The sequence below is a fragment of the Solirubrobacter phytolaccae genome (genome assembly GCF_027587195.1).
Taxonomy (GTDB): Bacteria; Actinomycetota; Thermoleophilia; order Solirubrobacterales; family Solirubrobacteraceae; genus Solirubrobacter; species Solirubrobacter phytolaccae.
Genome location: NZ_JAPDDP010000001.1, coordinates 175,863 through 199,607, shown reverse-complemented (window position 1 = coordinate 199,607; position 23,745 = coordinate 175,863). Strand labels below are relative to the sequence as shown.

The 23,745-nt window shown below is 68.2% G+C and carries 22 protein-coding genes; 8 read left to right on the top strand and 14 right to left on the bottom strand.

The annotated features are described in order from the left end of the window. Positions 1–17 precede the first annotated feature (17 nt). Together ruvX and alaS are read right to left on the bottom strand one after the other, a co-directional pair. A complete protein-coding gene (gene ruvX / locus OJ997_RS00765; RefSeq protein ID WP_270023078.1) occupies positions 18–494 on the bottom strand; it encodes a Holliday junction resolvase RuvX in 477 nt (158 codons plus the stop codon). Further along, positions 382–3,018, bottom strand: a complete 2,637-nt coding sequence (alaS, locus tag OJ997_RS00760; protein ID WP_270023077.1) for an alanine--tRNA ligase — start codon at positions 3,016–3,018, stop codon at positions 382–384. Before alaS ends, ruvX begins: the two co-directional genes overlap by 113 nt. A 27-nt stretch (positions 3,019–3,045) precedes the next feature. On the opposite strand from alaS, the gene OJ997_RS00755 reads away from it, so the two are divergent. Beyond that, complete coding sequence (locus tag OJ997_RS00755) at positions 3,046–3,561, top strand: NUDIX domain-containing protein (RefSeq protein WP_270023076.1); 516 nt, start codon at positions 3,046–3,048, stop codon at positions 3,559–3,561. Here OJ997_RS00755 and mnmA read toward each other — a convergent pair. The 7 genes from mnmA to OJ997_RS00720 all read right to left on the bottom strand — a co-directional run bounded on the left by mnmA (position 3,551) and on the right by OJ997_RS00720 (position 10,776). Further along, on the bottom strand, positions 3,551–4,951 hold the full coding sequence (gene mnmA / locus OJ997_RS00750) for a tRNA 2-thiouridine(34) synthase MnmA (RefSeq protein ID WP_270023075.1): 1,401 nt from the start codon (positions 4,949–4,951) through the stop codon (positions 3,551–3,553). The genes OJ997_RS00755 and mnmA overlap by 11 nt on opposite strands. Before the next feature lie 13 nt (positions 4,952–4,964). After that, positions 4,965–5,906 (bottom strand): hypothetical protein, encoded by a 942-nt coding sequence (locus OJ997_RS00745; protein ID WP_270023074.1) that lies wholly within the window; start codon positions 5,904–5,906, stop codon positions 4,965–4,967. Positions 5,907–5,974: 68 nt separating this feature from the next. Further along, complete coding sequence (gene aspS, locus OJ997_RS00740) at positions 5,975–7,747, bottom strand: aspartate--tRNA ligase (protein WP_270023073.1); 1,773 nt, start codon at positions 7,745–7,747, stop codon at positions 5,975–5,977. Continuing rightward, positions 7,744–8,979 carry a histidine--tRNA ligase gene (gene hisS / locus OJ997_RS00735; RefSeq protein WP_270023072.1) on the bottom strand — a complete coding sequence of 412 codons (1,236 nt, stop codon included), beginning with the start codon at positions 8,977–8,979 and terminating at the stop codon, positions 7,744–7,746. The genes aspS and hisS overlap by 4 nt, the downstream gene beginning before the upstream one ends. Further along, positions 8,976–9,611, bottom strand: a complete 636-nt coding sequence (locus tag OJ997_RS00730; RefSeq protein ID WP_270023071.1) for an MBL fold metallo-hydrolase — start codon at positions 9,609–9,611, stop codon at positions 8,976–8,978. Before OJ997_RS00730 ends, hisS begins: the two co-directional genes overlap by 4 nt. Next, complete coding sequence (locus OJ997_RS00725; RefSeq protein ID WP_270023070.1) at positions 9,611–9,976, bottom strand: hypothetical protein; 366 nt, start codon at positions 9,974–9,976, stop codon at positions 9,611–9,613. Before OJ997_RS00725 ends, OJ997_RS00730 begins: the two co-directional genes overlap by 1 nt. A gap of 5 nt (positions 9,977–9,981) precedes the next feature. Then, complete coding sequence (locus OJ997_RS00720) at positions 9,982–10,776, bottom strand: hypothetical protein (protein ID WP_270023069.1); 795 nt, start codon at positions 10,774–10,776, stop codon at positions 9,982–9,984. A 38-nt stretch (positions 10,777–10,814) separates the two neighbouring features. On the opposite strand from OJ997_RS00720, the gene OJ997_RS00715 reads away from it, so the two are divergent. Genes OJ997_RS00715 through OJ997_RS00705 form a run of 3 tightly spaced genes read left to right on the top strand, consistent with a single transcriptional unit; the run spans position 10,815 to position 13,052 of the window. Beyond that, on the top strand, positions 10,815–11,240 hold the full coding sequence (locus tag OJ997_RS00715; RefSeq protein ID WP_270023068.1) for a MarR family transcriptional regulator: 426 nt from the start codon (positions 10,815–10,817) through the stop codon (positions 11,238–11,240). After that, positions 11,237–12,565 (top strand): MFS transporter, encoded by a 1,329-nt coding sequence (locus OJ997_RS00710; RefSeq protein ID WP_270023067.1) that lies wholly within the window; start codon positions 11,237–11,239, stop codon positions 12,563–12,565. Before OJ997_RS00715 ends, OJ997_RS00710 begins: the two co-directional genes overlap by 4 nt. Then, positions 12,507–13,052 carry a hypothetical protein gene (locus OJ997_RS00705; RefSeq protein ID WP_270023066.1) on the top strand — a complete coding sequence of 182 codons (546 nt, stop codon included), beginning with the start codon at positions 12,507–12,509 and terminating at the stop codon, positions 13,050–13,052. The genes OJ997_RS00710 and OJ997_RS00705 overlap by 59 nt, the downstream gene beginning before the upstream one ends. On the opposite strand, the gene OJ997_RS00700 is transcribed toward OJ997_RS00705, so the two are convergent. Further along, the gene (locus OJ997_RS00700; protein WP_270023065.1) at positions 13,049–13,321 is read right to left on the bottom strand and encodes a hypothetical protein; all 273 of its coding nucleotides are present in this window, start codon (positions 13,319–13,321) and stop codon (positions 13,049–13,051) included. The genes OJ997_RS00705 and OJ997_RS00700 overlap by 4 nt on opposite strands. 549 nt (positions 13,322–13,870) lie before the next feature. Between OJ997_RS00700 and OJ997_RS00695 the strand changes: the two genes are divergently transcribed. Next, on the top strand, positions 13,871–14,836 hold the full coding sequence (locus OJ997_RS00695) for a tyrosine-type recombinase/integrase (RefSeq protein ID WP_270023064.1): 966 nt from the start codon (positions 13,871–13,873) through the stop codon (positions 14,834–14,836). 450 nt (positions 14,837–15,286) lie between these two features. Next, positions 15,287–15,550 (top strand): type II toxin-antitoxin system Phd/YefM family antitoxin, encoded by a 264-nt coding sequence (locus OJ997_RS00690; RefSeq protein WP_270023063.1) that lies wholly within the window; start codon positions 15,287–15,289, stop codon positions 15,548–15,550. Between the two features lie 200 nt (positions 15,551–15,750). On the opposite strand, the gene OJ997_RS00685 is transcribed toward OJ997_RS00690, so the two are convergent. After that, positions 15,751–16,647, bottom strand: a complete 897-nt coding sequence (locus OJ997_RS00685; RefSeq protein ID WP_270023062.1) for a hypothetical protein — start codon at positions 16,645–16,647, stop codon at positions 15,751–15,753. A gap of 327 nt (positions 16,648–16,974) precedes the next feature. On the opposite strand from OJ997_RS00685, the gene OJ997_RS00680 reads away from it, so the two are divergent. Beyond that, the gene (locus tag OJ997_RS00680; RefSeq protein WP_270023061.1) at positions 16,975–18,714 is read left to right on the top strand and encodes an AAA family ATPase; all 1,740 of its coding nucleotides are present in this window, start codon (positions 16,975–16,977) and stop codon (positions 18,712–18,714) included. A 58-nt stretch (positions 18,715–18,772) separates the two neighbouring features. Here OJ997_RS00680 and OJ997_RS00675 read toward each other — a convergent pair whose 3' ends face one another. The 3 genes from OJ997_RS00675 to OJ997_RS00665 are packed head-to-tail and all read right to left on the bottom strand — an operon-like array spanning position 18,773 to position 21,832. Beyond that, positions 18,773–20,458 (bottom strand): tetratricopeptide repeat protein, encoded by a 1,686-nt coding sequence (locus OJ997_RS00675; RefSeq protein WP_270023060.1) that lies wholly within the window; start codon positions 20,456–20,458, stop codon positions 18,773–18,775. Continuing rightward, complete coding sequence (locus tag OJ997_RS00670) at positions 20,455–21,555, bottom strand: protein kinase family protein (protein WP_270023059.1); 1,101 nt, start codon at positions 21,553–21,555, stop codon at positions 20,455–20,457. The genes OJ997_RS00675 and OJ997_RS00670 overlap by 4 nt, the downstream gene beginning before the upstream one ends. Further along, positions 21,542–21,832, bottom strand: coding sequence for a helix-turn-helix domain-containing protein (locus tag OJ997_RS00665; protein WP_270023058.1), 291 nt, complete (start codon positions 21,830–21,832; stop codon positions 21,542–21,544). The genes OJ997_RS00670 and OJ997_RS00665 overlap by 14 nt, the downstream gene beginning before the upstream one ends. Positions 21,833–22,190: 358 nt before the next feature. On the opposite strand from OJ997_RS00665, the gene OJ997_RS00660 reads away from it, so the two are divergent. Then, on the top strand, positions 22,191–23,738 hold the full coding sequence (locus OJ997_RS00660; RefSeq protein WP_270023057.1) for a S53 family peptidase: 1,548 nt from the start codon (positions 22,191–22,193) through the stop codon (positions 23,736–23,738). The last annotated feature ends 7 nt before the right edge of the window (positions 23,739–23,745 follow it).

The following is a 23,745-nucleotide window of genomic DNA, read 5'->3' as shown; positions in this document are numbered from 1 at the left end:
TACATGGGGTCGTGGCCCTAGGGTTGCGTGCGGAGCCACTCCTCGAGCAGCACCGCCGCCGCCCGCGAGTCCAGCGACGCGTTCCCGCCCGCCTGATGCGCCAAGGACGTGGTGAACCGCTCGTCGTAGAGCTCGACCGGCACCGACTGCGCCCGCCCCAGGCGCGCCGCGAACTCGCGCACCTCGACGGTCTGCGCGCTGTCGGACCCGCTCAACGACACGGGCAGCCCGACCACCACGCGCTCGGCCCCCGATGCCGCGATCCGCGCCTTCAGCGCCGCCCAACCCTTCTTCGATGCGGGTCGGAGCACCGGCTCGAGCGGCGTCGCGAGCGTCCCCGTGGGGTCGCTTACCGCAACGCCGCAGCGAGCCGAGCCGTAATCAAGTGCCAGAACCCGCAAGGGCGCGTTCGATCTCGGCGCGCGCGGCGACGAGCGCGTCGGGAAGCTTCGATGGGTCCTTGCCGCCGGCCTGCGCCATGTTGTCGCGCCCACCGCCGCCACCGCCGACGACCGCCGCCGCGACCTTGACGATCGCGCCGGCCTTCACGCCCGCCGCGACCGCGCCCGGCGTCGCTGACACGAGCAGCGAAGCGCGGCCCTCGCCCGGAGCGCCCAGCACGACGACCGACGGGTCGCCGAGCTGTCCGCGCAGCTTGTCCGCCAGGTCCGGCAGCGCCTTCGGGTTCGGCACGTCGCGGATCTCGAACACGGCCTTCACGCCCGCGATCTCCACGACCTCGCCGACCGACGTGTCGGCCGCGCCCGCGCCCTTCTCGAGCGCCTTCTCGGCCTCGCGACGCTTGGCGACCGCCGTCGCCGCCGCTTCCGCGACCGCGTCCGGCGACGTGCGCAGCGCCACCGCCGCGGCCGTCAGCTCACGGTCGTGCTTGCGCAGCAGCTCGACGGCCTCGGGCCCCGTGATCGCTTCGATCCGGCGCACGTTCGCCGAGGAGGACGTCTCCTGCGTGATCTTCAGCAGGCCGATCTCCGCGGTGGAGCGCACGTGCGTGCCGCCGCACAGCTCACGCGAGAAGCCGCCGTCGCCGACCTCGACCATGCGCACGACATCGCCGTACTTCTCGTTGAACAGCGCCATGGCGCCGAGCGACTTCGCCTCGTCCAGCGTCGTCGACAGCGCCCGCACCGGGTTGTTCTCGAGGATCTGCGCGTTCACGCGATCCTCGACCCACGCGCGGTCCTCGGCGGTCAACGGCGCGCCGTGCGTGAAGTCGAAGCGCAGCTTGTCCGGGCCGACGTAGGAGCCGGCCTGGTGCACGTGGCCGCCGAGCCGCTCGCGCAGCGCGGCGTGCAGGAGGTGCGTGGCGGTGTGGTTGCACTCGGTCGCGCGCCGGGCGGCGCGATCGACGCGCGCCCACACCCGTTCGCCATCGTGCAGCTCACCCGTCAGCGGCTCGAGCACGAGCGCCTGGTCGTCGCCGAGGCGGACGACGTCGACGACCTTCGCCGAGCAGTTCCCGTCCTCGCACTCGATGATGCCGCCGTCGTGGATCTGGCCACCGCCGGTCGCGTAGAACGGGGACTCGACGAGCTTCGCCAGCACGCGGCCGTCCTCACGCACCACCGAAGCGACCGCCGTCGCCTGCTCGGTCGTCTCGTACCCGGTGAAGATGGACGGCGCGCCCGCGGCCGACGCGAACACGCGCAGCTGCTCGCGCGTGTCCACCACGCCGTCGGTGGCCTCTGGACGCGAGTTCTCGCGCTGGCGCTCCATCAGCCGCTCGAAGCCGGCCGCGTCGACGCCGACGCCACGCTCGGCGGCGAGCTCCAGCGTCAGGTCGAACGGGAAGCCGAACGTGTCGTGCAGGCGGAAGGCCTCGTCGGCGCCGATGCCTTCCTCGCCCGCGGCCTTCGTCTTCGCGATCACGTCCTCGAGCAGCTTCATGCCCTGCTCGAGCGTGCGGTTGAAGCTCTCTTCCTCGCTCGCGAGCCACATGTCGACCGTGTCGGCGTGCTCGATCAGCTCGGGGTAGGCCTTGCCCATCGTCTCGCGCACGACCTGCGCGTACTTGGGCAGGAACCCGGGCTCGATGCCGATCCGGCGGCCCTGCACGATCGCGCGGCGCATCAGGCGGCGCAGCACGTAGCCGCGGTCCTCGTTGGACGGCACGACGCCGTCCGCGATCAGGAACGACATCCCGCGCGTGTGGTCGGCGAGGATGCGCAGCGCGCGGTCGACCGTCTCGTCCCCGCCGTCGTACTGCTTGCCGGAGAGCTCCTCGCCGACCTTGATCAGCGGCACGAACTGGTCGGTCTCGAAGATCGAGGTGACGCCCTGCTGGATCAGCGCCATGCGGTTGAGGCCGAGGCCGGTGTCGATGCTCGGCGCGGGCAGCGGCGTCAGCGTGCCGACCGGGTTCTGCTCGAACTGCATGAACACGAGGTTCCAGTACTCCAGGAAGCGCTCGTTGTCTCCACCCGGCAGGTCGTCTTCGGAGCCAAAGTCCAGTCCGCGATCCAGGTAGAGCTCGCTGCACGGGCCGCAGGGACCGGTCGGGCCGGCCTGCCAGAAGTTCTCCGAGCGCGGGCACAGGACGATCCGCTCGCGCGGGACCCCGATCTCGAGCCAGATGTCGATGGCCTCCTGGTCCGGGCCGAGGCCGAGCTCCTCATCGCCCTCGAAGACCGTGACCCAGATGTCGTCCGGGTTGAAGCCGAAGCCCTCCAGCGACAGCTCCCACGCGAACCGCGCCGCGTCCGCCTTGAAGTAGTCGCCGATGCTGAAGTTGCCCAGCATCTCGAAGCACGTCAGGTGGCGCGTCGTCAGGCCGATCTGGTCGATGTCCGGCGTGCGGAAGCACTTCTGGCAGGACGTCAGCCGGTGATGGGGCGGCTTCTCTCGACCCTGGAAGTACGGCTTGAGCGGGTGCATGCCCGCGGTGGTGAGCAGGACCGACGGATCGTGCTCGGCAGGGACGAGCGACCCGGACGGCAGCCGCTTGTGGTCACGGCTTTCGAAGAAGCTGAGGAAGCGTTCGCGGATCTCGTCGGAGGTCATCGGGACCTGAGTCTAGGCTGCGCTCTCATGCGCGTCGTTGACACCCGCGTCGTCTATGAGAATCGCTGGATGCGCGTGCGCGAGGACCGCACCGAGTACGCGGACGGCACGCCCGGTCTGTACGGCTTCATCGAGAAGGGTCCGTCCGCCCTGATCGTCCCGCTCGACGCCGGCCACGTGTGGCTGATCGAGCAGTACCGCCACCCGGTGAAGGCGCGCTTCTGGGAGTTCCCGCAGGGCGCGCTGGAGGACGGCGAAGTCGCGCCCGAGGCGCTCGCCCGGCAGGAGCTGGCCGAGGAGACCGGCCTCCGAGCGGCGTCGATGGAGCACCTGGGCCGCCTGCACTTCGCCTACGGCATCTCCGACCAGGCCGTCGACGTGTTCCGCGCGACCGGGCTCGAACCCGGCGAGCAGTCCCTCGAACCGACCGAGCAGGACCTCGTCGTACGCCGCTTCACGGTCGCCGAGGTGGACGCCATGGTGCGCGAGAACGTGATCCGCGACGCGGCCTCAGTGGCCGCGTGGCACCTCGCTACGCGGTGATGGTGCCGACGCCGACCACGACGTCGCCGCGCAACAGGCACGCCGTCTGGCCCGGGGCGGCGCCGTGGAACGGCTCGCCCAGCTCGAGCTCCAGCGAGCGGCCCTCCCCCACGACGCGGCAGGGCACCGCGCGCGAGTGGTACCGCAGGCGGACCGCGTCGACCTCGCTGCCCGGGCGGTGCAGCCGCGCGCCGCGGACACGCACGCGCTGGGTGGCGAGCTCGTCCTTGGAGCCGACGACCACGCGGCGACCCTCCGTGCGGATGACGTAGAGCGGCTCGGGCGCCTGCACGCCGAGGCCCTTGCGCTGCCCGACGGTGAAGTTGTGCGCGCCGTGATGGTCGCCGACGATCTCGCCGGTGGTCGTGACGATCTCGCCCGGCTTGTCCTCCAGGCCCGCGTGACGCGCGAGGAAGCGGGCCTTGCCGGTGCCGGCGAGGAAGCACAGGTCCTGCGAGTCGGCGCGCGAGGCGACCGGCAGCGCCGCCTCCGTCGCGATCACCCGCACCTCGGGCTTGGTCAGCTCGGCGAGCGGGAAGCGCATCCGCGCGATCGAGGCCGGGGACAGCGCGGCGAGCATGTAGGACTGGTCCTTGGCGGGATCGGCCGCCGCGCGCAGCAAGCCGTCCTCCGTGACCCGCGCGTAGTGGCCAGTGGCGAGGAACGGCGCGCCCAGCCGGTCGGCCAGCGCGAGCATCTCGTCCAGGCGCACGTGGCCGTTGCAGGAGACGCACGGGTTCGGCGTCTCGCCCGCCGCGTAGCCGGCGAGGAACGGGTCCACGACGCCCGCCCGGAACTCCGGCCGCAGGTCCAGCGTGAAGTGCGGCAGGCCCATCTGGTGGGCGACCATGCGCGCGAGCCGGACCGCGTCAGCGGAGCAGCAGGACGCCCCCGCATCGTTCTCCTCGTCGCGCCACAGCTCCAGCGTCACCGCCACGGCGTTCTCGCGCAGCAGGTGCGCGGCCACGGCGGAGTCCACCCCGCCGCTCATCGCGACGAGCACGCGGCCCTCGTCCACCGGGACGGCAGCCTCGCGCGCCGCGGCACCCAAAGCCCGGTGGAGCGCGTCCGCGGCCAGGTCGGCGGCGTGCAGCTTCCCGGGTGAGAGCCCGCCGAGCTCCTCGGCGATCGCCGTCGTGCCCACGCGCGCGGCGGTGAAGATGTGCTCGCCCTCGACGAGCATGACGGCGGCCGAGCCCGCGGCGGTCAGCGCGCCGCAGCCGTCGGCGTCGAAGCCCGCGGCCACGACCCGATCGCCCTCGACGCGCACCGACACGCGGATGAGATCCCCGCACAGCGCGCCGCCGGCGTGGCCGTCATGCCCTCCGGAACGCAGGGCGCCGCGCCCGGTGGGCGCGGCGAGATGCTCTTCGAAACGCTCGCGGTCCACGACCGCTACGAGTCTACGACCGGCGGTCGAGGGCGCAGGCGGTGAGGCCCACGGTGTTGAAGCGGCGGTCGAGCTTGCGGGCGTACTTGGCGTCCCACTCGTCCATGGCCTTGAGGTAGGCCGCGTAGTCGTCGTCGATGACGGCCTTCATCACCTTGGTGCCGCTGTCGGTGCCTTCCTTGAGCGTCCGCACCCAGAGGGTCTCGAGGCTCTTCCACTTGGCCGGCGTCTCGAGCTTCTTCACGGCCTTGATGTACTGCTTGCCCATCACGTTCCAGCGCTTGACGGTGCGCTGCCAGAGCTTCTTGCCGCGCACGGTCGGCAGCGAGAAGCGCGACTCGTGGAGGTTGAACCGCTCGCAGACGTCGTTGGCCTGCTGGAGGTACGAGTCCGTGATGTACGGGTCGATGCTGTCGCGGCGGGCGTCCGCGATCGCCTGGTTGATGGCGATGCGGTCGACGTAGCCGGTGAGCACGGTGCCCTTGAGGTTGCGGTCGATGACGACCACGGCCGGCGTCTGCCGGACCTGGAGGTCGTTGACCAGCGGCGCGTAGTCGACGAGCTTGGCGACGCCGATGTTCTTGGCGAAGACCTGACCCTTGTAGCGGTTGGTCTTCTTGAGCGCGTTGCGCACGTAGCGGTCGTCGTCCGCCATCGGGCGGTAGGACTTGTCGTCGTCGGTGAACACGCCGAGGACGACCGTCTTGCGGGCCTTGATGGCCTTTGCGACGTCCTTGGGCAGCTTCGAGAGCACCTCGGCCGGGATGGCCACGGCCGCGACGTTCGTGTTCTCGTCGGCCGGCGCCTCCGTCGTGGTGGCGCCGGCGGGGGTCGCGGCGGGCTGCGTCGTGTTCGCGGCGGCGACGGGCGGAAGCGCTTCCTCGGCCCCGCCGGGCTTGAGGACCGTGAACCAGGCGGCGAGGAACACGGCGGCGCCGATGAGGAGGAGGCGCATAGGCATGGAAATCTGGCTCACATCCACACCATCGGCACCTCCCCACCGGAGGTTGAGTCGCTTAGGGTCTACACCGGAGGCGGAACGGTGAGCTTGATGCCCACTTCGTTCAGCTGCTGGCCGTCCACGCCCGCGGGCGCGCCGGTCAGCGGATCCGACCCCGAAGCCGTCTTCGGGAACGCGATCACGTCGCGGATCGAGTCCCGGTTGGCGAGGATCGCGACGATCCGGTCGATGCCCAGCGCGAGGCCACCGTGCGGCGGCGCGCCGTACTGGAGCGCGTCCAGCAGGAAGCCGAACCGCGACTGCGCCTCCTCCTCGGAGATGCCGAGCGCGGTGAACACCTGCTGCTGGACCTCGGGGCGGTTGATACGGATCGAGCCGCCGCCGATCTCCGAGCCGTTGAGCACGATGTCGTACGCGCGCGAGCGCAGGGAGCCGGGGTCGTCGAAGGAGCCGGTGGGCGCCGTGAACGGGTGGTGCAGGGCGTCCCAGCGCTTCTGCTCGTCGTTGTACTCGAACATCGGGAAGTCCACGACCCACAGCAGCTCGTGGCGGCCTTCCGGGATGAGGTCGTAGCGGCGCGCGATCTCCAGCCGCAGCTCGCCGAGCGAGGTCGCGGCGACGCTCGCGCGCGCGTCCGCGACGATCAGCAGCAGGTCGCCCGGCTTGGCCTCCAGGGCCTGCTCGATCGCGGCGCGGTCGGCGTCGCTCAGGGCCTTCGCGACCGGCGAGCGCCACGTCCCGCCCTCCTCCACGACCGCCCACACCAGGCCGCCGGCGCCGTAGCGCTTGACGACCTCGGTCAGCTCGTCGGCGATCTTGCGCGACGCCTCGCGCGGACCCGCGTTGAAGCCACGGATGACGCCGCCGCCCTCGAGCACGCCCTTGAAGACGCGGAACTCGGTGTCGGCGACCGCCTCGGCGAGGTCGGAGATCTCCAGCGCGAACCGCAGGTCCGGCTTGTCCGAGCCGTACTTGAGCATCGCCTCGTCGTACGGCATCCGGCGCCACGGTGGCGGCGGAGCCGGGAACGCGGCGTCCTCGAAGACGCGGTGCAGCAGGCCCTCGATCGTGCCGAGGACGTCCTCCTCCTCGACGAAGCCCATCTCGAGGTCCAGCTGCGTGAACTCGGGCTGGCGGTCGGCGCGCAGATCCTCATCGCGGAAGCAGCGGGCGATCTGGTAGTAGCGCTCGTAGCCGCTCATCATCAGCAGCTGCTTGAACAGCTGCGGCGACTGCGGGAGCGCGTAGAACGCGCCCGGGTTCAGGCGCGCGGGCACCAGGAAGTCGCGCGCGCCCTCGGGCGTGGAGCGCGTGAGGATCGGCGTCTCGATCTCGAGGAAGTCGTTCGCGTTGAGGAAGTCGCGGATCGAGCGGTTGACCGTGTGGCGCAGGATCATCGAGTCGCGCATGTTCTCGCGACGCAGGTCCAGCATCCGGTGGCGCAGGCGGATCATCTCGTCCACCTGGCCGTCCTCGTCGATCGGGAACGGCGGCGTCAGCGACTCCGCGAGGTGCTCGGCCTCGGCGACGGACAGCTCGATCTCGCCCGTCTTGAGGTTCGGGTTCACGTTGCGCTCGTCGCGCTTGACGAGCTCGCCGGTGGCGCTCAGCACGTGCTCGGGCCGGAGCTTCTCCGCGAGCGCGAACGACGGCGACTCGGGATGGAACGTCAGCTGGACGATCCCGGACCGGTCGCGCAGGTCGATGAAGATGACGCCGCCGTGGTCGCGCCGGCGGTTGACCCAGCCGGCCACGCGCACGTGCTCACCCACCCGCCCGGCATCCAGCTCGCCGGCCCAGGCGTCGCGGTACAGGTTGGCGCGGGGTGGTCTCACAGCGATCCTCTGATGTGGTGCATGACGGTTTCCGGGGCGACGACCTTGTCCTCGCCGCCGTCGCGGTCGCGCAGCTGGACGCCTTCGTCACCGAAGACGGCAACGTAGCGGGGCCGGATGCGCGAAGCCTGCTTGAGCTGGCCCTTGATGCTGCGGCCGGCGAGTTCGAGTCTGGCGCTGTGGCCGGCACGGCGGGCGTCGCTCGCGAGCTTGAACGCGGCGACCCGGTGCTCGGGCGGGTAGGCGACGAACAGGTCCACGGGCGCCTCGATCGCGGGCGGCTGCGTCGAAGCCATGAGCATGCGCTCGACCCCCGCGGCCCAGCCGACACCGGGCGTGGGCGCGCCGCCGAGCACCTCGGCCAGACCGTCGTAGCGACCGCCGCCACCGAGCGTGTTCTGGGCGGCCTCGAGCGCGCCGGACTGGAACTCGAACAGCGTCCGCGTGTAGTAGTCCAGCCCGCGGACCAGCGTCGTGTCGACCTCGTAGGCCAGATCGGCGGCCTGCAGCAGGTCCTGTACCGCGGCGAAGTGGTCGAGGTCCTCCTGCGGCAGCCGGTCGATCAGACGCGGGGCGTTGGCCATCACGCGCTGGGTGCTCTCGTGCTTGGCATCGAAGGCGCGCAGCGGGTTGAGGTCGATGCGGCTGACGACCTCGGGCGAGAGCTGGTCCTCGTTCGCGCGCAAGTAGGCCGTGAGCTCCTCGCGGTAGGCGGCGCGAGCGTCGGGCTGGCCGAGCGTCGCGATCACGAGCTTGGTGTCCCGCGCACCGATCGCCTCCAGGAGCTCCGCGAGCAGCACAATCAGCTCGGCGTCGACGGCGGGATCGGGCGAGCCGATCGCCTCCGCGCCGATCTGCCAGAACTGCCGGAAGCGGCCGGCCTGCGGCTTCTCACGGCGGAAGAACGACGACAGGTACCAGAGCTTCACGGGCTGCGGCAGCTTGTGCATGCCGTGCTCCATGTACGCGCGAACGGTCGGCGCCGTGCCCTCGGGACGCAGCGTGAACGACTTCTCCTCGTCGCCGAAGGTGAACATCTCCTTCTGGACGACGTCCGTCGCCGCGCCGACACCGCGCGCGAACAGCTCCGTGGACTCGAACGTCGGCGTCTCGATCCGGCCGTAGCCCGCCCGCTCGAGCACCTTCTTCGCGGTCTGCTCGAGCCGGTCGCGTTCGACCGCGCGGTCGGGGAGCACGTCGTACGTGCCCTCGGGGGTCTGGAACTTCCTCACGGCCGCGCGAGCTCGTTCAGGAACGGGTTCGACCGGCGCTCGCGGCCGAGCGTCGTCGGCTCCATGTGGCCCGGGAGGACGCCCGTCTCGTCCGGGAGCGTGTCGAGCAGCTTCTGGATGCTCGCCATCAGCGTCGCGTGGTCGCAGCCCGGCAGGTCCGTGCGGCCGATCGAGCCCTGGAAGAGGACGTCGCCGGAGAAGATGGCCTTGTCGGCCGGGATCGAGTACGTGACGTGGTCCGGGCTGTGGCCGGGCGTGCCGATGACGTCGATCTCGAACCCGGCGAGGTGCAGCTTGTCCCCGTCCTTGACGGTGTGCTCCGGCGTGTAGTTCTCGAACGTCAGGCCGGGAAAGGCGAACGAGTTGATGTCCTCCAGCATGAAGACCTCGCCGGCTGGGCAGTAGACGGGCGCTTTGGTGGCTTCCGCCATCGCCTTGACCGCTCCGACATGGTCGAAGTGGCAGTGGGTGATGAGGATCGCCTCGGGCGTCGTGCCCAGGTCCGCGAGCGCTTGGAGCAGCTTCTCGGGCTCGTCGCCGGGATCGATGAGGAGCGCCTTGTCCGAACCGTCTTGACGGGCGATCCAGGTGTTCTCCTGGACCGGCCCGACGCTCAACCAGCGTGCTTCCATCAGCGCTTGGGTTGCTTCGCCCGAAGCAGGTTCTTCTTGTAGACCCAGCGGTCCGTGACGTAGGCGAGCGGCGTGTAGATCAGCATCGCCATCGCCGCGAGCAGGACGCCCTGCTGGATCGTCGTGTCCCCGCCGAAGATCCCGACCTGGGTCAGGACGAACAGCAGCACGGCCATCATCAGCGCCTTCAGCGCGGCGCTGTTCCAGGTCGGCGGCTTCGACACGCGGCGCTCACGCGCCTGCGCGCGCACGGACTGCTTCTGCTCTTCCGGAGTGGGCTTGCGACCGGTCCGGCCGCGGCTCTCGATCGCCCCGGCGGCGTTGCCCCGGTGCTTGGTCCGCCTCTTGCGCTTCGTCTGGGCCATGGAACCTACGAGGATAGGTGATCTTCCAGCGGTTCCGGGCCGCGGAGCGGGACGTCCTCGGGGAAGTCTTTGTGAGCGGCCCGTGGGGCGGGCGCGACCAGCTCCGCGCCGGTGACCATGGCGTGCTCACGGACCGCCGCGACCACTTGCGCCATGGTCACGCGCGTGTGGTCCTCGATGTTCGTGGAGACCTGCGTAACGGTGCTCAGTTGCAGGCCCAGCGCGCGCACGTCCAGGTCCTTGCGCAGGCGCAGCGCGATCTCCTTCGCCGTGGCCAGGGGCGCGTCGATCTCGACGTTGAACGCGACGAGCGGCGGGCGTGCCGTCACGAGCGTCGCGCCGGCCGTCGGGTGGAGCGTGCTGGGTCCGAAGTCAGGCGTGAAGTTCTGCAGGCCGCCGGGCTTTCTGAGCTCGGCTCGCGTTCGCCCACCCGCGAGCTCCCCGTACAGGAAGACGGGGATGCCGAGCCGGCCGAGCTCGTCGGCGAGCACGAGCGCCTCCGCGGTCGCCGCGCCCTTGTCCTCCTCACGCAGGTAGACGATCGGCGCCACGTCCAGCGCTCCCACCCGCGGGTGCAGCCCGCGGTGGTGCGTGAGGTCGATCTCGTCGAGTGTCACCCGCGCGCCCGCGAGGACCTGCTCGTGCAGCGACCCCGGCTCGCCCGTGAGCGTGAACACCGCGCGGTTGTGATCGGCGTCGCTGGACCAGTACACGGGCGCGAACGCCTGCGCGATGCGGTCGAGCTTGGCCTGGTCGCGGCCTTCAGAGACGTTCGGCACCGAGATCAGCACGGTCGGCATCCTGGCAGGAGCGAGATCGTTCGCTAAGCTAATTAGCCATGCGAACCATCTCCACCACCGACCTTGCGCACCGCCTGCGCCCGGTGCTCACCCGGCTCGCGCGGCGGATGCGTCAGGAGGCGAATGGAGATCTCACCCCCACGCAGGTCGCCGCGCTGGCGACGATCTCCCGCTTCGGGCCTTTGACGCCGTCGGAGCTCGCGTCGCGCGAGAAGATCCAGCGGCCGACCGCCACACGTGTCTTGGCACTGCTCGAAGAGCGCGGGCTCGTGGCGCGCACCGCCGATCCTTCCGATCGCCGGTCCTCCCTGGTCGCCGCCACGCCGGTCGGCCTCGAGCTGCTCGACGCCGTGCGTGAGCGCAAGGACGCATTCCTCGCCCTGCGGTTGGAGACCCTGTCGCCTGAGGACCTGGTGATTTTGGATCGCGCCGCCGAGATCCTGGAGCGGGTGCTCGACGAGTGACGGCCACGCTCGAGCGCACCTTCTCTTCGCTGAGAGTCCCGAACTACCGCAAGTACTTCACCGGCCAGGTGGTCTCGATCACCGGCAACTGGATGCAGATCGTCGGCGAGATGTGGCTGATGGTCAAGCTGACGGGGTCGGGTGTCTCGGTGGGGTTGACCGCGGGTTTGCAGTTCCTGCCGATTCTCTTGTTCGGCGCCTGGGGCGGCCTCCTCGCCGACCGGATGTCCAAGCGGACGCTGCTGACCATCACGCAGCTGTCGATGATGGTCCCCGCCGTGACGCTGTTCGTGCTGGCGTTGACCGGCGCGGCGCAGCCCTGGATGGTGCTGGCCTTGGTGCTCGTGCGCGGAACGATCCTCGCGCTCGACAACCCCGCACGGCAGTCGTTCGTGGTCGAGATCGTGGGCGCGGATCGGGTGCTGAACGCGGTGGCTCTGAATTCTGTGGTGGTTCACTGCTCGCGCATCCTCGGACCCGCCGCTGCGGGGACGATCATCGCTTTGGTCGGCATCGCGCCCTGTTTTGCCGTCAACGCGCTGTCGTTCCTGGCGATGTTCATCGCGCTGCGGACGATGGACCCGTCGAAGCTGCATACGCCGAAGCTGGCGGTGAAGGCGCGCGGCGAGCTGCGGTCCGCCCTGCGGTACGTCGCCCGAACGCCCGAGCTGCGGATCCCGCTGGCGATGATGGCGTTGGTCGGGACGATCTCGTTCAACTTCCAGGTGCTCCTGCCGCTGCTCGCGGACTTCACCTGGCACGGCACCGCGGCGACCTACGCCGGCCTGACCGCGGCGATGGGCGTGGGCTCGGTGATGGGCGCACTGGCCGCGGGCGCGCGTGGGCGCGTCTCCGGGAACCTGCTCGTGGTGTCCTCCCTGCTGTTCGGCGTGTTCTTGCTGGCCGCCGCTGCTGCTCCGACCCTGTGGCTTCAGATCCTGGCCCTGGTGCCTTTGGGCGCAGCGTCCGTGACCTTCGCCGCGGGCGTGAACAGCTCGCTGCAGATCGCGGTCGAGCCGGTCATGCGCGGTCGCGTGATGGCGCTCTACTCGATCGTCTTCCTGGGTTCCACGCCCATCGGCGCCCCCTTGGTCGGCTGGCTCGCCGAGGTCGCGGGCCCCCGAGCCGGGTTGGTCGCCGGGGGGATCGCCGCACTGGTCGCCGCGGGTTTCGCCGCTGCGGCATATTCGCGCGCGGACGGCTATCGTCGCCAGGACAATGGGAACGAGCCCGCTGGAGACGGTCGCACGCAACCACGGAGCGGCAATGGCCGAGCGCCACGGCCGCAGAGTGCCGGCGCACTTCGGCTCCTCGATCGGAGCTGAGGAAGCCGTCTGCCGAACGTCCGTCGGCCTGGCGGACCGCTCCGACCGAGAGACCTTCGAGCTCCGCGGCGACCCCGTCGCGATCGAAACGGCCCTGACCGAGCTCGGGCCCCTGGTCTGGGCGTCCTTCATCGCGCCGGATCGCGCGTTGGTCCGCAGCGAAGCCGAGGGCGCCTCTGAGGTCTCCGACGTGCTCGAGCACTACGGCGACATCTCCGCCCACGTCCGCACCTCGGGCTACGCGGCGATCGGCCTGATCGGCCCGCGTGCCTCCGAGCTGCTGAACGAGGTCGACCTCACGCCTTCCGGCCTCATCCTTCGCGAGGCCCGCGACGCCTTCGAGATCCTGCTCCCGGCCGACCACGGCCCGGAGCTCTGGGACTTCCTCGTCGAAGCGGGCAAGCCGTTCGATCTGGCCTGCGTGGGCATCGACGCGCTCGACCGCCTCGCGGCCTCCCGTCGCACCGGCCAGGCCGCGTCTGACTAGTTCGACTTGAACGCGGCGCGCGCTTCTCTGGCGATGCGCTCGTTGTCTGCGATGAGGTCATCGATCTCGTCGCGGTTGGCCTCGTAGTACGCCACCGCTGCGTTCACGAGCTCAGCTGAGACACCGAGGTACTCCGCTGTGGCATTTATCTCGTCCCCGTTGTCGTGGAGTGTGGCCACGACTTCCCAGACGTCCTTGCCCGTGCCCACAAGCCGAGCGCGGCAGCCCGCTGGACCATCGACGAACCGAATGAGCGGATGCTCATCCATCCGCGTCTGGCCCCTTCCATGCACTTTCGACGCTGGTCGAACGTGGCCGATCGGAGACTGCCTCATGCGCTCCATCTTGCCCGCCGCCGCGAGCCGTCTGAGGGCGTCGCGATCATAATCCGCGTGCCGTGGGTTCGAGTGCTCTCACTGCATCCTCATTATCCCTGCAAAGTAGCTGTTTCGGGTCGTCTAGATAGTTCGATGGGCATCGACCGTGTCCCGAATATGTCCCGAACTTTGCCGTAGCGTTTGCACTCGTGAGCGCCTTCAGGACCTCGATTCTCGGCCGATTCAAGAGCTGATGGCTGCCGTATCGAGCCGCAACCGGAAGCCGCGCCCGATCTCGGGCCACGTCTTCCGCGTAGAACTTGCACGAGGTCCCGTCTGGCGGGCCAAATACCGCCTGCCCGACGGCCGGCAGATCCAGCGCACCATCGGCTCGGCCTGGACGCTGCGCGGGCGCCAACAGCGGGCCACTTCACCAAGCGCACGGCCGAGGCGTGGCTACGCGACGTCCTGGACCAGGCGCGCCTCGGCACGTTGCCAGGGATGGTGCAGACCGGCGAGACCATCGCCCAGGCCTGCGACGAGTACATGGAGTGGCTACGAGGCGACCAGCAGAGGAAGCCGACCACCCTCCGCGACTACGCCTCGATCATCCGCGTCCACATCCTCCCGGCCTTCGGCGACATGAAGGTCGAGGACCTCACGGCCGAGGACGTCGAGGTCTTCAAGGCCAGCCTCTCGATGAGCAACCGGACCAAGATCAAGGTCCTCACGGTGCTCCACGGGATCATGCGTCGAGCCGGCAAGCGCCACCGCATCCAGCACAACGTGGTCCGCGACGTCGACAAGCCGAGGCAGCTCAAGCGCTCAGGCGAGATCAACGTCTTCACGCCCGAGGAGGTCCGCGCGCTCGTGCGCGCGGCTTCTTCCGAGCAGGACGCGGCGATCTACCTCACGGCCGCCTTCACGGGTCTCCGCCGCGGCGAGCTCATCGCGCTGACCTGGCGCGACGTCGACTTCGCCGGCCACCACATCCGGGTTCGAGCCTCCTACAGCGAGCGCCACCTCACGACCCCGAAGAGCGGCAAGGTCCGTTCCGTCCCGATGGCGCCGGACGTCGCTCGAGTTCTCGACACTTTGAGTCGCCGCGGGTTCTGCGACAGCGACGACAACGTCGTCTTCGCCGGCATCGACGGTGGCTACCTCGACGGCTCAGCCCTCTACCGCCGCTACAAGCTCGCGCTCAAGGCCGCCGGCCTGCGCGAGCTGCGCTTCCACGACCTCCGCCACACCTTCGGCACGACCATGATCCGCAACGCCTCGATCCTGCAGGTCAAGGAGTGGATGGGCCACGCGGACGTCGACACGACCATGCAGTACCTGCACTACTCCCCACGCGCGGAAGACGCCCAACTCGTGGCCGCCGCATTCGCGGCCGCCGAGCCCGATCCGCTGCTTGCGGCGACGCTCGATCCGCCCGTTCCTTCCCCCTCCCCTGGTCGCTTCTAATCGTTCGGCTACTCGTTCGCCGGGAGAACGAGTAGAACCGCCGCAAACCCGCTGACCCAGCCAAAAGAGACCCTTCCTCAAAATCCGACCACCCGCACCCACCGGAAAGAGCGTTGGTGAGTGAGGGTGGTCGGAATTCGTTCCAGGGATGGAAGTCTGGGCCAGCGGGTTTGCGGAGTCCTGAAGAGGTCCAGGAGTCGAGGACTGGGATGGGAGGCAAAGGTCGGAAAGACGAGAGGCAGGGGTTCGAGGTCAAGAAGCGGAAGATGGCAGCGGTGATCTGGGATCAGGAGACCGAGATCACCGGTGCCGGTGCCGGAAGCGGTGCTGGTTGATAAAGCCTCAGCGGGTCAGGTCGACGAGCACGGGCGACGACCTGTGCAGGGATGGATTCGGGCACCGTGCCGTTGCGAGCTTGAAATCGCCGAGCGACGCCCGAGAATCAGCTTCGTGATCGAGATCAGCGCGGCAGAAGCAACCGAGCGGTTCGCCGACGTGCTCGACGCCGTCGAGCATCGCGGCCAGACCTTCAGGGTGGTCCGCCACGGCCGCGTGGTCGCGACCATCTCACCCCCCGCGCGAAATGGCACCGGCGCCGATCTACGTCGCGTCATGACGCAGCACCCGCCCGATGACGAGTGGACAGACGACTTGCGCGACTTGCGCCGATTCGCCGATGACGCACTGGTCGACGACCCGGGGCCCGAGCGATAGTCGACACCGGGGTGCTCACCGCCGTCGAGCGCAGCAAGACGATCCCATCTGATCCCCTCAGACGACGCTGACGTCCCGCTCGCCGCGCCCAGAATTCGCGTGACCCGGTCTAAGCGGCCGAGTCGCAGTCCACTTCCGCGGCGCTCGACCCGTCGAGCTGGCCCACGCGACTGTCCCTGTCGCCAATTTCCTCGGAGGGCCTAAATCAGATGCCACGACGCTCCGTACGCCGCTACAACCGTGACTATGGTCGCAAGATCGACGATCGCTTCACGCTGCGTCGGCCCCAACTCAGGGACCTCCCGCTGTAGGTCCCCCGCCCAGCGAACCACCGACCTTCGCAGCTGCGGTTCGCGCTCCCGCGCCGCCGCTGCTACCCGCTTCAGATGGGACTCGACGGATTGCCGAAGGACAAGCTCGCCGCCAACGGGCGGCGGAACGGCGGACCGCTCGCGAGCTGATCGCAGATCGTCGAACGACTCGAATCGAGTTCGCCGGCCAGTCGGATTGGCGAGACCATCCTGGCCTGGGCCGACGTAGGTCCAAACGCGGTGCCCAGCCAGGCGATCAGGGCCTACAAAGCCGGTCTGAGTCAACACGGAGCGACTGACGATGGCGGCCTCGAGATCACCCTGACTCCAGAAGGCTGGGGACGCGTAGCGGACCAGTGCGTCTGCGCCGAGCTGCTTATGCAGTCGCAGCAGCACGGCCTGCTGACGAGGTGCGGTTGTGAACCGGAAGTAGGGAGCGTGCCAGAGCCCCCACTGCTTCGCCCGAGCACCGCGCAGATGCTCGGGGCGCTTGTACTGGACGACAAGGCTTACGGGAACGGTCGGCAAGCGGCTCGCCGGCGGGCGCCGGCCGAGTTCCCAGAGACTTCGGATAAGCACGACGCCACGCGGTCTCCGCACACCCAGAACACGCCACACGACATGGCCGATCGGCGGGGCGACGGCGGCGTCGTAGCCCAACAGTTCCTCAAGCACCTGCCCAGACGAGAACACGTACCCGGGGCCTGACGGGGCGTGCGAGAGTTCAACCGCAGCCGCGACCTCGAACTCCTTCTCCTCGAAATGTGCCCAAGTCATGGCCGCCACGCATCGAACATGCAGGGAGCCTAAGGACCGGAGACAACCGACGTGCCGACACGATCGTGAGAAGTGGGAGGTGCCCCGGGGCCGGCGCGCGCGCCAATCTCAACACGGGCGGCTTGAACTAGCGAGGCCAGGAGCTTGACCCGCCCCGCACCGCGGCGCAGCTGATGTGCGCTGTCGTCGTTTCGCGAGTTCATCGCCGAGGGTGAGCGCCTCGCTACGGGTCATGAGAGCGAAGAAGCGGGCGCGACGCACCGGACGCATGGCTTGCTAAGCGCCATCCAAATCAAGAAGTCAGCAAGTTCAAATTGCTTCTTCTACGCTTAGCGGATGCCGGGACGATTTCGCCTCACAAGCATTCGCTTTCGCGCGGGCGCAGCGCCTAGCGAACCCCCGACCGAGTTCGAGCCAAGCTATGTGACGGTAGTAGTGGGGCCGAACAACAGCGGGAAGAGCCTGCTGTTGAAAGAACTCGAACAGTGGAGTACGGGTGGACAGGTTCCGCCGGTGACGCCGTGGCCCGGTGGAGACGTGCTCGCCGCCGCGAGCGCGGACTGGCCAGCAGACGAGGAGGAGCTACGCGCCGAACTCGCCGAGCGAGAAGTCCCCGGTCAGATCCTCAGCGATCAGCAGATGATGATCTACAGCTTCCAACCTGAGGCCGTTGGTACGCAAGGGATGCCGGGCGCAAGCGTAGGCCCGGGCGAAGTCGCGATTCAGCTGATCAACATCTTCGGTCTCGAGTTTGGCGAGTTTTGTCGAACCATGATCATGCAGCACTTCCGTATGCGTCTCGACGGCCGGCAGCGGTTTGCGCTTGCGGACCCTCGGCAAGTCACATCGCTTGATCGCGGCCCTTCGAGCGCAGTCATGGCCGTCTGGCGCGACCCCGGGAAATACCGTCGCGTCCGCGACCTCATCCTCGCCGCCACTGGCCTTCACTTCGTCGTGAACATTGCGGATCTTCCGTCGCTGTCGATGTCCCTCAGCGAACAACCGCCGCCCGAGAGTCCCGTCGACAGCCTCGCACCGGAGGTCATCGCGTACCACCGAGCCGCGGTACCGCTCCAATCGTTCAGCGATGGCATCCAGATCTACACGGGACTCGTCGTCGCCGTGTTCAGTCTTCCCCACAGGGTCTTGCTGGTCGACGAGCCGGAGGCGTACCTGCATCCGACCCTGGCACGCCGCCTCGGCGGGGATCTCGCGAAGGTCGCTCGCGAACGGCAAGCAAGCCTGGTTGCGGCCACCCACAGCGCAGAGTTCTTGATGGGGTGCGTCTCCGAAGTCCCCGATACATCAATCGTGAGGCTCACATACGAGTCCGGTGTGGCGACTGCGCGCGTCCTTGGAGGCACGGACGTTGCGGCGTTGACCCGAGACCCGCTCCTAAGGTCGGCCGAGGCACTCCGTGCGTTGTTCTCACGGGCAACCGTTGTATGCGAAGCAGATTCGGACCGAGCGTTTTACGAGGAGATCAATCGCCGACTACTTGCGACAGAACACCGTACCGGTTCCGATGACACTACTTTCCTCAACGCCCAGAACTGGCAGACCATCCCCACCATCGCCGCGCCCTTGAGACGTCTGGGGATCCCTGCCGCAATGGTCGTCGATTTGGAAACCCTGATCGAGGGCTCCGGCTGGAGCGCCATCATCGGTGCGTTGGGTCTCGAGGACGGAACAGCCGGCCCGCTGAACCAGCGTCGATCAGCGTGCGGGAATCTTCTAGCGGGCGCTGGTCGAGTTGGTGGGGACGGCTCTCCGTACAGGATCAAACGCGCTGGGCTCAATGCTCTCGAGGCAGCGCCGCGCGAAACCGTGCGCGCGTTCCTCGCCGAACTCGCACAGTACGGCGTTTTCGTGGTTCCTGTGGGAGAACTCGAGAACTGGCTGCCGCCACTCGGTGTCACCAACAAGCAGCGCTGGGTAACCGAAATGCTGGTGCGACTAGGAACGCTGGGAACAGAGACTTATGTCCCACCTGGTGCTGGCGACGTGTGGCAATTCCTCGAGGAGATCGCCGCTTGGACTCATGACCCGAACCGACTTGGCATTCCGGTCGCGTGACCGGCGCATGCCTCAGCGATGTGCTGCCGCCTGGGACGCGGCAGCGGGTCCGGACACGCTACCGCTCTCCAGAATCGACATCGAGCTCCCGCCTCACGCGATGCGACACCATCCAAAAGGTCGGTGACTCCTTCCATTGCTCAGGGATTGTGGGAAGCTCCATCTCGTCCTTACATCCGGGTGCGCGGCGCATCGCCAGGGCCATGTTCAGCGCCGCCAACGCTTCGAGGTCAGGTCGTCCTTGCTCACGGGCAAGGCGCTGCGCTTCCCGATATCCGGCTTGCCCCTGCTCGCAGTTGCCGAGCATCAGATCGGCTAGCGCCTCGGTTGCCCGAAGAGCCACACGCTGTCCGGCGGCGGTCTTCGTGCTCGCGATCAGGCGCTTTGCCTCAGCGGGACGCCCGGCGAGACATAGTGCGTAGGCGGTGTTGTTGAGCAGAAGGGGGTCGGCGGGAGCGCGCCGAATCGCCTTCAACCCAAGTTCCGCTGCCTCTGGTGCCCGGCCTTCAGCGTCTGTTAGAAGGTGAATCGCGAGCGACGCGGCGGTCGAGTTAAAGATGTCACTTTCAGCCCAGGCACACGCATACGCCGCGGCAGCATGCGCGTCACGCATGACAACGGCGTGGTGGAAGCGCAGGCTCAACAGACTGTCTTCCGGGTGTTTTGTCGCTAGCCGCGCGATCTCCGCGGCAAGCACAGGCGCCTCTGGCGGGTCTCGAACAAGATTCATCAGCAGGTTTCCGATCGCGAGGCTGCTGTGCTCGCAGCTGGCAAGCGCGCGGAGTACCACTGCAAGCGTCGCGGTGCGGTCCTGCCGCCGTGTGCTCCAGCGCAGGAACGCGAGATTCGCCTCGAGTTCGCTTCGGCGCGTTCGGTCGGCATGCGCCCACTCTCGTGATGTACGCACCCGCTGAAGCACATCGTGTGCCTTTCCAGCCTCTCCAGCTTCGAGCAAAAAATCAGCCAACACGAGCGCGAGCTCGATGTCCGGACGAGCGCCCGCCACGCGCCTGATCTCGTCGACGGCGGCCTCGTGATGACCGAGCGCGCGCTGAAAGCCAGCGAGATTGAGGCTGATTCCCCGGTCGTTGGGGGCAAGCGCAGCCGCCTGACGTGTGATTTTGATGGCTTTCTCAAGGTTGCCAACCGCCGCGTGCGCATACCCGAGATTCATCAAGAGCCCCGGACCGGTCGCACCAGTTGCCTGGGCCGCTCGCAGGTCCCGGATCGCGTCTTGGTACCGCCCTCTGGTAATCGCAACCCAACCGCGCGTCACCAACGCTGTTGGTGACTGCGCCTCGGAAACGATCTGCTCGATGCAGGTTTCGTCCTTGGTCTCAATCGCCATCCAGAGTCGCAAGTCGTTGGGGATCGAGTTCGCCCCGTGGCTTTGCAGCGCCTGGAAGACGGTCTCCGTGCGGCCGTAAGAGGCCAAGACGGTCACCGCTGCGTGAATCGCGGGGCGCGAAAGCTGACTAATACCCATGGCCAGCGCTTTGCCGGCAGCATCGAGGGACTGCTCGATGTCGGCGCTCGCCTGGGCAGACTGCGCGAGCCGCGCCCACGCGATCGCACTGTCTGGGTGACGGTCGACGAGGCGACGCGCCTCGACGAGGTGGCTCGGCGGCTGGTTCTGCTCGGTGTTGTTCGGCCGAGGCAGCTCACTTCCGAACAGGGTCGGTCCCGTAGCGCGGAACGCAAATGGCGTTGCGAGCTGCTCGGGGATATCCAAAGCGGAGTTCATAGCTTTCGGGTTCGAGGACGAGATGATTTCGTGGTTCGGGGACGTCCCGCCAAGTAGGCGCGTCGCTGCGTTGGGTCGATGACCCGTCGCATGCTGTCAACCCAGGCCAGCATCCATTCGAGGTTCCATGGCCCGTGCTGTCGTTTCCCGCCGCGCGGACTTGGGACGCGCGCGTTGGGAGCCGGCTCCGTCAGCAGCGACAAAAGTTCCGTCGCGCGCAGCCGGATCGGAGCCGGGACTTGCAGCGCGAACGTCTCGTGAGCGTTCTGAGACCCATCCCGCAACCAAGGGATTGCATGCCGCCAGGCCTCGGCTCTCTCAGCTTCCGTCAGATGTACATTTGCGCCCATGATCGCCAGTGGGTCGTTGGTTATCAACGCCGTGATGCCAACCCCCGTAGCGACCTCGAAGAAAAGCGAGCCGAGCAAATAGAGATCAGCGAGCGCCTGCGAGTCTCGACCCTGCGTTCCTTGCCCCCAAAGGAACTCGAGCGGGGCGAAACGTGGGTCGCCACGACCCATGAGATAGGCCTCAACGGCGAACCTCGGGGGCTCACTGGTGTCGTGTGCTCGCCCGAGGTCCGCGACCTTCGCTCGAGACGGCTGCTCGAAGAGCAAGACGTTCTCGGCTTTGAGATCACGATGGACGATCTCGCGGAGATGCATCTGATGGATCCCCTTCACAACGTCCCGAAACAGCTTCAGGCGCTCGGGCCAGCCGAGATCGGGGGCGGCGAGCAGCAACTGCGTCAGCGACCCGGCGGCAAGTTCGAGTACCGCGAACTCAGCCGTGACCGGGAACTGGCCACCGGTCGCCGGATGCTGCAGGTTGATGGTGTGCTGACCGCTGTCGAGCACGTCTACAACACAGTCGCAGCCGTTCAGCCGCCTGAGCATTGCAACTTCGTCGCGGAACTCGCGATCCGCATCCGGGCTCGGTCGACTGACCTTGCGCAGCTTGATGGCAACGGCAGCGCCCGAGGCAGGATCCACGGCCTCGAACGCGCCACAGAATGCTCCCGCTGAAAGGAAGGCCGCAGGCTTATAGCCGCCTGTGAGCGTCTCGCCGAGGAACAAGGCGATTTCAGCTGGCTCCAAATCGCTCCCTCAACTCAAGCAGCAGCTCGGGGTGGCGCTGAAGGACGGCAATTATGTCCTGAGGAACAACCCCGCGGGAAAGCGAGAGCAGCTCTTCGGGCACGTCGTAGTAGTTCGACGCGCGCTGTAGCAGATCACCCGACACCGGCTTCTCGCCTCGCTCAACCCGAGAGAGATACGCCGGATCAAAATCGAGATCTCGCGCAGCCTGTCGCAGCGTTCGTCCCCGGCTCTCGCGCAAACCTCTGAGGAGATCGTGGAGAGGCGGTTGATCCATGCGATCCATAGTACGGATGTTGTCCTGAGAGGTCAACGTAGACCATATCGGACAACACCGGCTCCGACTTGAGCCGACTGATTACAGCGCGCCGTCGAGCAGACGTGATCACACCGAATCTGTGCTCCACCAGATCGTGTCCCGAACCGTGTCCCCGACACGGCAAATCTGACCCCTTCGGGACATGGTTTACCCGACCGTACTTGGCTCTACAGAGCCAAAATATGAGCGGTTGGGCGCCATCATAATCCGCGTGTCGCCCACCGAGCGCGAACATCCACCCCGCAGCGCGACACCAGTGGAGACTTCTACTAAGTTGCGTTATTAGCACGTTCAAGATCACTGGTACGGTCGCGGCATGGTCGACCGTACGGTTCTCCACGACAGCGTCGCTCCGCTTCCGGACCACGCCCAGTCGCGGCCAGATGATCCGTCCCAGCGCCTGAAGCTGCACTTCGCGCTGAAGGTTCCCGCCGAGCATCGACACGCGCTCGAGGCGGCCGTCGCCCGCGGAGAGGTGATCGCACCCGAGGCGCTGAGCAACGACTTCGGGCTGCCGGACGACACCGTCGCCAAGCTCACGGACTGGCTGAAGAGCCAGGGCTTCGAGATCAAACACGTGAGCGCCGACAACACGTCGGTGTACGCCGAGGCCCCGCTCGACACGATCGAGCGCAGCCTGAAGGTCGAGTTCGCGACCGTCACGCGCCGCGGGAGGACGCATCCGGCGGCGCGCAACGCGCCCAGCCTGCCGGAGGACCTCGCGCGGGACGTGCGAGCGATCATCGGCCTGCAGCCGCACCGCCAGGCTCGCAAGCACGAGCACACGACGACGGAGACCCGCCCCCACGCGAAGCGGCCCGACGGCTATCTGGTCGAAGACGTCCTCGCCGCGTACGGCGCGCGCGAGCTCGAGGCTACGGGAACGGGTCAGGTGATTGCCGTGCTGATCGACACGTTCCCCGACGCCGGCGACCTGAAGGCGTTCTGGAGCGCCAACGGGCAACCCGCGACGCTCAAGCGCGTCACGAAGGTGAATCTCGCGGGCAAGCAGCCGCTGCCGGCGCCGGAGGGTGAGGAGACGTTGGACGTCCAGTGGGCGAGCGGCGTCGCGCCGGGGGCGACGGTCCGGCTGTACGCGGCCGGGACGCTGTCGGCGGCGTCGATCGATCACGCGCTGGATCGGATCATCGACGACCTCGCCGAGGTGCCCGGGATGCGGCAGGTGTCGGTGAGCTTCGGGCTGGGCGAGAGCAACTTCGGCTCGGCGCATGCGGAGATCGCGGTGCAGCATGAGAAGTTCCTCCGGCTCGCCGCGGCGGGCGTGAACGTGTTCGTGGCCAGTGGGGACGCGGGGGCGATGCCGGACGCGGGTGGGCAGAGCGCGACGGGGGCGCTGCAGGTCGAGTACCAGGCGTCCGACCCGTACGTGATCGCGGTCGGCGGGACGACGCTGCGGCTCGACGAGGACGGGACGGTCGTCGAGGAGACGGCGTGGTCGGGCAGCGGCGGCGGCAAGAGCGCGGTCTTCCCGCGGCCCGCGTGGCAGCAGGGCGCGGGCGTGCCGGACGGGACGGAGCGGCTGGTGCCGGACGTGAGCCTGGTCGCGGATCCGGAGACCGGCGGGCTGTCGGTGTTCGAGGGGATGCGCCAGCCGATCGGCGGGACCAGCTGGTCCACGCCGATCTGGGCGGGGTTCTGCGCGCGCCTGAACGAGGCGCGCGCGAACGTGGGCAAGCCTCCCCTCCCCTTCCTGGGTCCGCTGCTGTACCCGCTGGCGGGGACGGCGGCGTTCCGGGACGTGACGAGCGGCTCCAACGGCGGCTACGCGGCGGGCCCCGGGTACGACATGGTCACGGGGCTCGGGACGCCGAACCTCGCCGCGCTGGTCGCGGCGCTCACCTGACCTTCGG